Raw genomic sequence first — 12,993 nt, forward strand, 5'->3', positions numbered from 1 at the left:
GATATTAAAGTCCAGATGTTTAAGGTATAGTTTTCGTACTTTCATATCACTTAAGTAATGTGAGCGTCGCTGCTATTACATTGTCGACAAATGAACGTTGGGGACGAGATTTCATCATAACCGTTAGACCGATTAACGCTACAATCAGTGCCTGTGCCAAAGACTTTGCATCTGTGTTGACTTCCAGCTCACCTGATTGGATACCTCGTTCGATCGTCTCCTGAAAAATGACGGCGAGGTACATTTGATGTTCTCTGGTCAAAATTTCAAATCTCTCATCATGAGGTGCTAATTCAACCATTGTATTGATACAAAAACAACCTTTACTAAGATCCCCTGCGTATTCTTCATTGACGACATCGGCAAAGAAAATAGAAAATGCCTCTTTTACAGAGGAGTGACTTTGAAGTCTATTTCGTATATCAGAGGCCCGAGACATTGTATACCTGCGAAGTGCGGCTTCAAACAATTCTTTCTTATCTCCAAAAGTCGAATAAATACTAGGGCGTTGAATGCCCATTCTAGAAGTAAGATCACTTAATGAGGTAGCCTCATATCCCTTCTCCCAAAATAACTGCATTGCTGCATCTAAAACTTGATCCTCATCAAATTCACGGGTTCTTGCCATTAAGAATTCTCCTCCTCAAACTTTGATTTTATTAATTGTTTTAGGATAGTTGTGTAGGTAATTACAATTGTTGTTTTTATTACCAAACAGTATGTAATTATTATATAATTAGCCATTCTTCCTGTCAAATCAAGCTCCATTCATTTAATGCAATATTAACTTTAGTGCAAAAAAATCGTTGACATCATGAATAAGGCTAAGTTATATTTACCAATAACATATCGTACTGAACGGTATGTTATTATTAAAAATCTAATGTGATTGGAGGTTAAGGTATGTGCAATACAGAGACAAATATAGAAGATGAGCCATTCTACACTAAGATAAGTCATAAATCTTCCATAACAAAACCTAGTTTGAATCAACAGCCATCCATGTCTCACGCTTTGGTATTATTGTTTGCGACTGCCTGTGGAATGTCTGTTGCCAATATTTATTTTGCACAGCCGTTGCTTGATCAACTATCTTATGAGTTTAGTATTAACCATTCCATTATTGGTGTTGTTATTACCATTACACAAATTTTTTATGGATTGGGCTTACTACTACTCGTACCGCTTGGAGATTTGTTAAACCAGCGACGTCTAATTGTCGGCCAGATGCTATTATCTACAACAGCTCTGGTTATAGTTGGTACTGCTTCCTCTAGCATGGTACTTTTCGCAGGTATGGCTTTGGTGGGTCTGCTTGCAGTTGTGACACAGACTCTCGTGGCGTTTGCAGCGACCATCGCCTCCCCTACAGAAAGAGGACGTGTCGTTGGCATTGTAACAAGTGGGATAGTTATTGGCATACTTCTCGCACGCACTTTTGCTGGTATATTAACAGATGTTACGGGATGGCGTTCTGTATATCTATTTTCTGCAGCGCTCATGCTTTTGATGGTTTTTATGTTTATAAAGATGTTGCCCAATGTTGAACGCGAGGTAAAATCGCTATCCTACCCTCAGTTGATTAGATCGATGCTTGCTTTGTTTATTCAAGAACGAACGTTACGCGTTCGCTCCGTTCTAGCCATGCTGATTTTTGCTGATTTCAGCATTTTGTGGACTTCACTAGTACTGCCACTTAGTACACCGCCAATTGCTCTATCTCATAGTGCAATTGGTGCATTCGGTCTTGTAGGTGTGGCTGGAGCCTTAGCTGCGGCACGGGCAGGGAAATTGGCCGATCAAGGTTACGGACAACGAACGACAGGCATTGCTTTAGCTCTATTATTGATTTCATGGTTGTTCATCAGCTATATGGAGCAGTCATTAATCGCATTAGTGATAGGGATAATTCTACTTGATTTGGCCGTACAAGCAATACATGTCACGAATCAAACCATGATTCTTCCATTGCATACAGAAGCACGGAGTCGACTTACTGCTGGATATATGGTTTTTTATTCTATCGGCAGTGCTGGTGGTTCAATTGCTTCGACTCAAATATACGCACACTTTGGTTGGGGAGGGGTTTCCTTACTCGGGTCCTCTGTCAGTGCTTTCGCTCTTCTTTTTTGGGCTATGACCAGACGAGTTAAGATTTTATGAAATAAACGTGTGTTAGCCAATATGAGAAACATGTTACTTCCATAAAGGAAATGATTAATTTTTTTGACTTAAAATCTAATTAGACTAGGAGAGATGACAAATGGAAATAGGTATTACGTCTTTTGTAGAAACGAAACCAGATGTTCATAGTGGTGAAGTGATAAGTCACGCACAGCGATTGCGTGAGGTTGTTGAAGAAATCGTTCTTGCTGATCAAGTAGGACTTGATGTGTTTGGTGTTGGTGAGCACCATAGGGAGGATTATGCAGCATCCTCTCCAGCGATGGTTCTATCAGCGGCGGCACCACAAACGAAAAAGATACGGCTTGCGAGTGCAGTAACCGTGCTTTCTTCAGCTGATCCTGTGCGTGTTTTTCAGGATTTCTCCACACTGGATGGCATTTCAAATGGACGTGCAGAGATTATGGCGGGGCGTGGTTCCTTTATCGAATCTTTTCCACTGTTTGGTTATGAATTGAAGGACTATGATGAACTGTTTGAAGAACATTTGGACCTACTTCTCAAAATACGTCAGTCCGAAAAAGTGACTTGGGAAGGCGGACATCGACCAGCAATCAATAATTTAGGTGTGTATCCAAGACCTGTTCAAAATCCTTTACCGATATGGGTTGGTAGCGGTGGAAATCAGGAGTCTGCTATCCGTGCCGGTTTTCTGGGATTACCACTTATGCTGGCGATTATTGGTGGTAGCCCAATGCACTTTGCACGAATTGTACAGCTATATAAGAAAGCGGCGGCTCACGCTGGTCATGATGTATCAAAACTTCAGGTGGGATCTCATTCGATTGGATTTGTTGGAGAGAATACGGAATTGGCAGCAGATACATTTTTCCCGTCCACTCAGGCAGGCATGAATAAACTTGGTAAAGAGCGGGGTTGGCCTTATTATGATCGTTCCAGCTTTGATGCTGCACGAAGTTTTGAAGGGGCATTGTATGTCGGTGATCCAGATACAGTCGCCGAAAAAATCATCCATCTTCGTAAGCATGTAGGGATTACACGCTTTATGATGTATGTACCATTAAGTACCATGCCACATGATCAAGTCATGCGTGCCATAGAATTGCTTGGAACAGAAGTTGCCCCTCGTGTAAGAGAGGAAATTGCCAAATGGGAAGCTGAAGGAGAACAGGAGACACATCTATTCCGTTAATTATTCCATAAGGATTGCATCAAGTCTCATTATTTAACTGGAGGAATTTATATGAAAATTGACAGTCGAGTATTACCAGAATTAAAACAGGCTTTCTCACAATTTCCAGGCTTTCAATTAGAGGGGGATTTAGAGGCGAGTCGAAGTCTCTTGTCGAATCCACATTTGGAAAAATCAGAGCTTGTACACATGACCAAGCGAATGATTCCTGGCGCAGCCGGCGAGATGTTAGTTAAAATTTACGAACCCGTTGAGAAGAATCTTGATAAACTTCCAGCTATGCTGTGGATTCACGGTGGTGGATACGTAATGGGCCACCCTGATATGGACGATGTTTTGTGTGAACGCTTTGTTCAGACTGCTGAATGCGTTGTTGTGTCTGTCGATTATCGACTTGCGCCCGAACATCCTTATCCAGCGGCTATTGAAGATTGTTATGCAGGCTTGGTTTGGATGACAAATGAGGCAGACTCGCTTGGAATTGATGTGAATCGAGTTGCGATTGCCGGTGCAAGTGGAGGCGGTGGACTAACAGCAGCGCTTGCATTAATGACTCGTGATAAAGGAGGTCCATCTATTATTTTTCAGATGCCGCTGTATCCGATGCTTGATAGCCACAACATAACACCATCAAGCTATGAGATTATAGAAGACAATGCAACATGGAATAGATCAAACAATTTAACGGCTTGGAATATGTACTTGGGAAAGAAGAACGATACTAACGAACCATCTCCCTATGCCGTACCTTCGAGAGCAGACAACTTAGCAGGACTACCGCCAACTTATACATGTGTAGGTCAACTCGATTTATTCCGAGATGAAATTATTGAATATGTAACACGACTTGCACAAGCAGGAGTAGATGTTGAATTTCATCTCTACCCCGGCTGCTTCCATTGCTTTGAAGTACTTGTGCCTGAAGCCGAAGTGAGTCAGCGTGCCAGTCAGAATTATTTTGATGCGATGGCACGGGCGCTTCATCCATAACTTATCTTAGTTCATTCATCGGGGTGTTCAACTGAAGGCATGAGTGATAGCTCTAAATTTATTCGATGAGTAGAGATTACAGAAAGAAGTACAAATAGTGCCACCATATACTTTAAATTTTGCCCCTTACTCATTGATTAAAAACAGGAAATATTTCAAAGGTGGAATAGTTAACCAAGGTTTCAAAATAGTGTGCTAGCAATTCAACTTTTTTACTGCAGTTACGATGATAAGCACAATCAACACTTTGGAGCGTTTTTTTTCATAAGTCGAGTTACTTTTTTAATCGCATTCATACTAAACAGCAGCAGGAAAGGGCGCCAATTGAACATTGGCACCGTTTATAAGAAGCGATAGACTGCATCCTTAGCTGGATCTTCATTTCAAGCTCGGAAAAAATAGAATTAAGTTCTTTTGGTAGTTGATGATAATGGTTGTTTTGAGCTATCGTAGTTAAGGCACCTCTTCTGTGGTAGTGATTTCTAGGTAATCTCACTATACCAAGGATCGAGGTGTTTTTCATTTTACTCAAGTTGTACAGTACACAATTGATAGACTCTAAATTCAATATAGCTAAATCTCCCTGCTTATTTTATAGGTGCGAAAGTTGAGTTATTTAATTCCCGTCTTAATGAAGAATTATTGAAATATATTTCTCCATTAGAATGGGAACACATTAATATTCTAGGAAAATACCGATTTAGTATAAAAGAAATTGCATCATTAGACTCCCTAAAATCACTACAAACAACTTAACAGTAAAAAGCTAATTATTCTCTTAGAGTACCGGAAATCGGCTTGTTCTTATGAAATTTTGCTTAGCGTACGAAATTCGCATTTTGATGGTGCTACCCCATTATGCTGAAAAGGAAAAGAACATCTGTGGAACTAGTGGTGACAATAGAGTTGTTCCACAAATGAGACAGAAGAATAGTGTGCCTTATCTAAGGGGATTTTAATATTGCGATTGTATAAACTGTATCTATTGAAAATAGAACAAATAAAAGCTAAATAACAATAATATAATCTCTTTTCTAGATATGCCTTTATCAAGAATCAAAGAACTTAATACCACTTAGTACAAAAGCATCAGAACTTGGGCTATAACCAACTAACTTTCTTGTTCCTTCAATATCAATTCGTTTAAACCTGTTGTTAGATACACCATGTAAAATTGAAAATGGAGGTAAGTTCTTTGCCGTCATCGACTTTAAGAGAAGGTCCATAAAATCTTCTGGGCTTAAGTATGCACTCATATCTCTAGCTGTTAGTGGTTTACCATATGGATTATAATCATCATATGCACCTATACGAATAGCAAGACTTTGTAACCCTTCTTCATAAGCAAAATAAGAAGCAACAGCCTCTGCAAAACACTTACTTACCCCGTACATATTTTTAGGTCTCGTGGGTGAATAAGCATGTGGTTGATAATCCAAAGGATAGCTTTCAATTGTTTGAGCACTGGAAGCAACAATTACTTTGGATACATTATTATCATTAGCAGCTCTAAAAATATTATAGGTTCCCTTTATATGATTTTCTAATAAGGAGCCATAAAAATCAGCATTTGGCGAAGGATTACCTGCCAAGTGTATAACTATATCTATACCTTTCGTAAATTCTTGACAAGCAGCTAAATCAGAAACATCTAAATATATGATTTCATGATTTATATCTTTAAAAGTTTCTAAAGCAGATAAGTTAATATCTGCTAGCCGTAACTGGTAATTCCCTTGCTTATCTAGGAACCTTGTAACGTCTTGGCCAATCTTACCTGCAGCACCTGTAACTTAAAATTTTTTGCATTTCACTTCATCCTTCCATAAAAAATACATCCCTTGTCAAAGGTCATATAATAGAGCATGCACTTATTGTATGTTGGTAATGGCATTAAATAAAACGAAGAAATATAATGGAGACATGAATAAAATTCATGAGGAGGACCATAGTGACTTTAACAAAATATGAAATATTTAACAAAGTGGCAGAACTCAATAGTTTTACAAAAGCTGCAGAAGTGTTAGGTTTCACCCAATCTGCTGTAAGTCATGCAATTAGCAGTTTGGAAAAAGAGTTTTCCTTTCCTTTATTTATTCGTAATCACTCTACTTTAACATTGACCAAAAATGCAGAGGAGCTTTTAATTACCGTTCGGAAAATTTTATACTATAACAACATGATGAAGCAGGAAGTAGCCGCTATCAATGGGTTCCAAAAAGGAACAGTAAGAGTGGGGGTTTTTTCGAGTATTTCTAAAAATTAGATTCCTGGTATTCTTAAAAAAATGGAGGAAAAGTTTCCAAATATTGAAATCGAATTACTGGAAGGAAACTATGCTGAAGTTGAGAATTGGTTACAAAACGGGAGATTAGATTGTGGATTTATTAATAATGATACTTACTTTGAATCATTTGAAAAATCCTTTGAAATCGTACAATTGAAGAGGGATCGACTTTTATGTGTTGTATCTAACCAATCCCCATTATGTAAGGAAAACCAAGTATCAATGCAACAAATAGAAAATATACCTTTTATTATGCCAACATATCAGTGTTATGGTGATATTCAAAAAATATTTAGGGAGAATAAAGTTAGCCCCAATATTCGATTCGAAAATATGAATGAATACTCAGTGATCTCCATGGTGGAGAATAATCTAGGAATTAGTATATTGCCAGAAATGATTATACCGACATCAAAAATTTCTTTTGCAGCCATTCCACTTGAAAGTGATAGCTATCGAACTATTGGATTAGCTATAAGAAAACCAACCTCATTCGCGACTAAGAAATTTTCTGAGATTACTAAAAGGTGGGTATCATTTGAATTGATTTAATTTTTCCGAAATCTGAGTTATTTAAACTGATAGGGTTCTTCTTGAACGGAGCAGATTAGTTCAAGAAGCAATGAGAAAAAGTTATATATTATGTGTTAATGTAGAACTATAATATAAAAAAATCAAGAGGTAATTATATAGTAATATATAAATTACACGACGGAACACCCTAATAACTTTGACTAATTACTAAACCTATATGAATCTTTATGGTGGAATTCACTTAAATTAACAAGTAATGATTTGGAACGAATGTGCAATCAAAATTGATACGCCATTTACGCATTTGATGAAAAATAATTAGTGGATATGGGACGTGTTATTTTAGATGCTGTAATTACTGGAGTAGTTTGGGGAATATGTGTTCTACCAATCTATCTGTCCGAAGGAATCGCCGCCATGTACAAATAGCGCTGGGCAATTGAATCATTTTTCCGCTGGATTTAGCTGAATTTGAACGTTTCCGTATTGTTTGGCACAACATCCAATGCGTTGTTCAATCAGTTATTCACAGCTATAATTGCCTATGCTTTGCTGAAATTTCTTCGTGCACAAGGCCAAAAGACAAAATAAATGCTTGTCATTTGCAGGTTTCACACGCCTGTTTCTTTGTGAAGCCTTGTCAATTGAGTGGCAAATTAGTTTGAAAGAAACACTTGAATTCTACAGGTCGATAAATCAAGAAACTGTATTACTTTGGCTAATCAACATACGTGTTAATTTATAGTATAATGATTGCTTGAAATAATGCGGTGGAAAACAGGGAAAAGAGGGAACCGATGCCTACTATACTAGTTGCTGACGACGATGCGAACATTCGCGAACTCGTCTGTTTATTTCTACGCAACGACGGATTCGCAACAGCTGAAGCAGCGGATGGCAAGGAAGCACTGGCCGTCTACATCTCAACGAATGTCGATCTTGTCGTACTTGACATTATGATGCCGATTATGGATGGTTGGACGTTAAGTAAGGAGCTCCGAAGAGCCAATCCTGATCTACCTTTACTTATGCTGACTGCGAGAGGAGAAACATGGGAGAAAGTGAAAGGTTTCGAACTTGGGACGGACGATTATTTAACCAAACCATTCGATCCGTTAGAGTTGACGGTTCGTGTTAGGGCACTACTCAAACGATACAAGATTGGCTCCACGCAGACGATTCATTTAGGGAACGTCATCCTTGATCGACAGACCTATAAGGTGATGAAAGGGACGGAGTCGCTTACGTTGCCGCTAAAGGAGTTCGAATTGCTGTATAAGCTCGCTGGAACACCCGGACAAGTCTATACGCGCGTGCAGTTGATCGATCAGATTTGGGGTATCGATTACGCCGGAGATGATCGAACGGTAGACGTACATATTAAACGGCTGCGTGAACGGTTCGCGACAACACCCGATTTTCGGATCGAAACGGTGCGCGGGCTTGGGTATCGGCTTGAGGTTTATGAATGATCAGATCCTTATATATACGTGTTGTCCTGACATTTTTAGTCTCCATCATCGGGGGCACGACCATTTCTTTTTTTGTGTCAACTTGGATATTCGAAGATAAATTGAACGAAAACGCTCAAATCAACTCACGTAACTTTGGCCAAGACATCGTCCGGATTTACAAGACCTTTCCGTTACGTGAAGCGGACTTGTTCGTAAGTGAAATGAAGCAGCTCGATTCTTATTATATTCGAATTTACGAAGCAACGGGTCAGTTCAAGTCTTACGGTAAACTTCACGGACACAAACCTGCGCCTGTGACGATGGAGCAACTAAAGAAAGTATTAGATGGAGGTGTTGTTCAGGACACTCCTAATGGTATTGCCACGGTCCTCTTAGGGTTGCCGTTGAAAACGGAGATGGGAACGAAAGCGATATTTTTGGAAGCGCTCGCCCCTCCTTCAGCCTCTTTTGTCACAAAGTGGGCATTGGTCTTTGCAACATGTTCGTTGATTGCAGGAAGCTTATTGATTCTAGTTGCCTCTGTATTCCTGGTAAGACCGATAAAAAAGCTGACAAAAGCGACCAGGCGGATAGCATCTGGAGATTTCAACGTCAAGTTGAATATTAAGCAAACGAGTGAGCTGGGTACTTTGGCTCGCAGCTTCGAAGAAATGATGCACGATCTGCAGCAACTTGAGCAGATGCGCAGGGAATTCGTAACGAACGTGTCGCACGAGGTTCAGTCTCCGCTCACTTCGATATCCGGTTATGCTCTAGTGCTTAAGCAAGTTGACCTCTCAGAATACGAACGAAGCCGTTATCTTGATATTATCATCGCTGAAGCGAAAAGGATGTCCAAAATGAGCGATAACCTGCTAAAGCTGAGTTTTCTTGAATCGCAGTCAAAGCAACTGCGGCTCGTCACGCTCAGCCTCGATGAACAAATCCGACGGATAATTGTGGCGCTCCAGCCACAATGGTCTGCTCGCGATATACATTTCGAGCTTGATTTACAGACAGTTAAAGTAACGGCTGATCATGATCTGTTAAATCAGGTATGGACGAATATCCTCAGAAATAGCATCAAATTTTCCGAGGATGCCGGCGTGATTAACGTAAGCATCAAACAAGATATCAAAAACGTGACAATCCTAATATCCGACACTGGTATTGGTATTCACCTTGACGACCAGAAGCGTATATTCGAGCGTTTTTTTAAGGCCGATCGTTCCCACAGTCGTAAGTATGACGGAAGTGGTATGGGACTCGCTATCGTTAAACAAATCGTGTCGCTTCATCAAGGTGACATCCGAGTGAAAAGTGAACTTGGTCAAGGAACGACCTTCATTGTCACCTTGCCAATCACTACACCAACAGATTAGTTAGATTCATTCTCTATGCTACGATTCATATGCAAGCTTACTTGCATATGAATCGTAGCATTTTTTTTGCAGTTCATATTCAGTTCATATTGTCGTCATGGTGAGTACATCTTCATTGGTTAAGTTTTCATTACAGGCACATGAAGGAAGGCAAACAGATCAGGACAGGAGAAGATGACAGTGACACAACAAGAGGAAAAGAAAAGGCTGAGTGGAATGAAAATAAAGAAAGTGCGAAACATCTTACTTAAAATCATAGGAGCAATCGTTCTAGCCATTGTACTTTTTTTAGGTATTGTTTATATCGTAAATGTGATGAGTAGTCATTCGGAGCAAAAACGAATAGTGCCCTACGGGCAGCACGTATCTGTAGACGGGAAAAACATGAATGTGTTAATTCAAGGCGAGGGCGAGGAAACGATCGTGCTCCTGCCTGGTTATGGAACAGCTACTCCAGGGCTTGATTTTAAGCTTCTTATCGATGAATTATCTCCATTTTACAAAGTTGTTGCGGTAGAGCCTTTCGGTTATGGATTAAGTGATGAAACTGTAAAAGAGCGAACCACGGAGAATATGGTAAGTGAAGTTCATGAAGCTCTACAGCAGCTTAATATTAACAAATACATGCTCATGGGCCACTCCATTACAGGTATTTATGGAATTGATTATGTGAACAAATATCCAAACGAGGTGACTGCATTTGTCGGAATCGATAGCAGTGTTGCAACACAACCGGGTATGGATATCAATTTCCCATTAAAAACGTTTGCATATCTCAAAAAATCAGGCCTCTTAAGATTGGCTATGAAAATCAGTGCTGACCCCTATGCTGGACTGGCATTTGATGAAAAAACCGTAGAGCAAATGAAAATGATTTCGAATAAAAACATGTATAATGACACAACCTTGAATGAGATGGACCACATTTCGTCTAATTTTAAAGGGGCTCAAGGTTTAATCTTCCCTAAATATCTTCCACTTCTTCTCTTTGTACAAGCGAATAATGAAGATGTAGCAGGATGGATACCTCTGCATGAAGGGCAGATCAAAGACTCGTTGCATGGAAAAGTAGTAACCATGGATGGATCACATTATTTACACCATACCAAATTCAAAGAAATCGCTGAAAACGTTAGACTATTTATGAAAGAAGTAAAGTAAGTGTTCAGAGAAAGGTTCATTCGTTATTTTATGCATTTGTCTACAGTCTGCAAGACCATCATTTCGATGGTCTTTTTTATGTCCAAACAGTTGTATATTTCCAAACCAAGATTATACTTTCGCCTGAAAGCCATTGGGTTTCATTTTCATATGTATTTTATTTTTGCACCAGAACCACTTGTTTTACCGGACAAATCTGTACAAAGCGAGAAAGAATTTATTCATAAATTGTTTGGCTTAGCTTCATAAAATAGAAATGAAAAGGAAATTGCTACTCTATGTTTCTAACTAACATTTTTGCACCAGAACCATATAAAAAGAGGACGAATAGTTACGTCTTCTTTTTATATGGTTATATTAGCTACAAAATAATATCATTTAAATAAATCTTCTACTATATTAGCAGGGGATAGTGATAGAAAAGTGTGTTCCTTTTCCTAGTTCACTTTCTATCTCTATATCTCCGTTTAATTCTTTAATAATACTGTACGCAATCATAGTACCAAGCCCAGTACCTTTTTCTTTTGTTGAATAAAATGGCAAGGCAATACGTTTTATTTGTTGGGAAGACATTCCTATTCCTGTATCAATAATATCAATTACAATATTATCTTTTATTTTTTGTATATTTATTTGTAATACGCCACCATTTTTCATAGCCTCAATTCCATTTTGTATGATGTTGGTTAGACATATTTTTAATTTTTCAGGATTAGCATTTATGTAAAGGGAATCTGTTGTAATATGCTGTTTTATTTCAACATTATATGAAAGAGCGAGTGGTGAAATATTATCTTTCACTTGATTTAATATGTAATTAATATCTAGTTCTTCTTTTATAATGTTTTGTGGTTTGGTTAAAGATAAATAGTTATTAATAGTAGATTGTATTTGCTGCATTTCAAGTAACATAATTTCTAAGTACTTATCTTGAGACATCTTAGCACTCTCATCTTCATTTAGTAATTGAGTGAATCCATGTACCGTGGTCAGTGGATTATGAATTTCATGCGCGATCGATGCAGCTAGTTCGCTAGCTATATAAAATTTTTCTGCTCTTTGCATTCTTTCTTTTATTTTATATTTCTCGATCATTCCTTCTATTAAATAAACTGATAATAATACTGTTAAAACATTTATGATTATATAATTGAATAAAAATTCGATGAGAGTAGAGTCAATTTTACCACCTGTATTTATTTGTGTTACAATACCGCAGATAGAAAGGGAAGTTGTACATATCAAAATAAGTAGAATACTTAATAATATCTTCTTTTCCTTGAAATAAGTAGGTGACAAGTAACGAAACATGATTGTAATAACAGAAATAATAGTAAAGATAATAAATGATGGGAAGACTCCGCTTCCACCTAAGTAAAATCTATAAGAAAGATATAAAACTCCAATACAAATAATGCTCTTTGTATTTCCATATAGAAAAACTAATATAATGGGAATAAAACGTAAATCATAAATGAACCCAGCGTGTAAATGAAAAGGAAAAGTCATACAAAAAATAATTGCAATGGAGGAAAGTACAGAAATTAATATATTATTACATGCCATTTTTTCTTTATGTTCTAGCCAAAATACTTGGTAACTAAGGATACAAATAATAATAATAAATGTATTTAATAATAGTGTAGGAATTCCCATAGTTTATGCCTCTCTGCGAGTTTGTAAGTAGGATTATGTATGTGTTTAATCTAGGTGTTTGGTTTTATTAGATTTTCTATCTTTAAAAAAGAAAAGGAAGGGCACTTGAAAAAGTGCTTTTTTACCATTTATATTAAAATCGATGAGGAAGATAGAAATAAAAAGTTACTTTTACTTATGAATAAAAAAATT

Annotated in this window: 8 protein-coding genes and 3 pseudogenes; 8 read left to right on the plus strand and 3 right to left on the minus strand. The window is 37.9% G+C overall.

All coding sequences use genetic code 11. The annotated features are described in order from the left end of the window. Positions 1-46 precede the first annotated feature (46 nt). Positions 47-628 (minus strand): TetR/AcrR family transcriptional regulator, encoded by a 582-nt coding sequence (locus tag MKO96_RS13650; protein ID WP_000124675.1) that lies wholly within the window; start codon positions 626-628, stop codon positions 47-49. Positions 629-903: 275 nt separating this feature from the next. Between MKO96_RS13650 and MKO96_RS13655 the strand changes: the two genes are divergently transcribed. The 3 genes from MKO96_RS13655 to MKO96_RS13665 all read left to right on the plus strand — a co-directional run bounded on the left by MKO96_RS13655 (position 904) and on the right by MKO96_RS13665 (position 4,327). Next, a complete protein-coding gene (locus tag MKO96_RS13655; RefSeq protein ID WP_240587743.1) occupies positions 904-2,163 on the plus strand; it encodes an MFS transporter in 1,260 nt (419 codons plus the stop codon). Positions 2,164-2,263: 100 nt separating this feature from the next. Continuing rightward, the gene (locus MKO96_RS13660) at positions 2,264-3,337 is read left to right on the plus strand and encodes an LLM class flavin-dependent oxidoreductase (RefSeq protein ID WP_240587744.1); all 1,074 of its coding nucleotides are present in this window, start codon (positions 2,264-2,266) and stop codon (positions 3,335-3,337) included. Positions 3,338-3,388: 51 nt separating this feature from the next. Next, positions 3,389-4,327, plus strand: coding sequence for an alpha/beta hydrolase (locus tag MKO96_RS13665; RefSeq protein ID WP_098209180.1), 939 nt, complete (start codon positions 3,389-3,391; stop codon positions 4,325-4,327). Positions 4,328-5,376: 1,049 nt separating this feature from the next. Here MKO96_RS13665 and MKO96_RS13670 read toward each other — a convergent pair. Next, positions 5,377-6,136, minus strand: a pseudogene (locus tag MKO96_RS13670) (NAD-dependent epimerase/dehydratase family protein). A 142-nt stretch (positions 6,137-6,278) separates the two neighbouring features. Between MKO96_RS13670 and MKO96_RS13675 the strand changes: the two are divergent. The 5 genes and pseudogenes from MKO96_RS13675 to MKO96_RS13695 all read left to right on the plus strand — a co-directional run bounded on the left by MKO96_RS13675 (position 6,279) and on the right by MKO96_RS13695 (position 11,145). Beyond that, positions 6,279-7,166: pseudogene (locus MKO96_RS13675) on the plus strand (LysR family transcriptional regulator). A 147-nt stretch (positions 7,167-7,313) separates the two neighbouring features. Next, positions 7,314-7,559 (plus strand): annotated as a pseudogene (locus MKO96_RS13680) (GNAT family N-acetyltransferase); the annotation flags it as partial. 386 nt (positions 7,560-7,945) lie between these two features. Next, positions 7,946-8,620: a response regulator transcription factor gene (locus MKO96_RS13685; protein WP_001142154.1), complete on the plus strand. Its 675-nt coding sequence runs from the start codon at positions 7,946-7,948 to the stop codon at positions 8,618-8,620. Beyond that, positions 8,617-9,984, plus strand: a complete 1,368-nt coding sequence (locus tag MKO96_RS13690; RefSeq protein ID WP_000621315.1) for a sensor histidine kinase — start codon at positions 8,617-8,619, stop codon at positions 9,982-9,984. Before MKO96_RS13685 ends, MKO96_RS13690 begins: the two co-directional genes overlap by 4 nt. A 180-nt stretch (positions 9,985-10,164) precedes the next feature. After that, on the plus strand, positions 10,165-11,145 hold the full coding sequence (locus MKO96_RS13695) for an alpha/beta hydrolase (RefSeq protein WP_000193667.1): 981 nt from the start codon (positions 10,165-10,167) through the stop codon (positions 11,143-11,145). Positions 11,146-11,544: 399 nt separating this feature from the next. On the opposite strand, the gene MKO96_RS13700 is transcribed toward MKO96_RS13695, so the two are convergent. Continuing rightward, complete coding sequence (locus MKO96_RS13700; protein WP_000512663.1) at positions 11,545-12,801, minus strand: ATP-binding protein; 1,257 nt, start codon at positions 12,799-12,801, stop codon at positions 11,545-11,547. Positions 12,802-12,993: the final 192 nt, after the last annotated feature.

The organism is Bacillus sp. ES1-5, assembly GCF_022487605.1.
Taxonomy (GTDB): Bacteria; Bacillota; Bacilli; order Bacillales; family Bacillaceae_G; genus Bacillus_A; species Bacillus_A wiedmannii.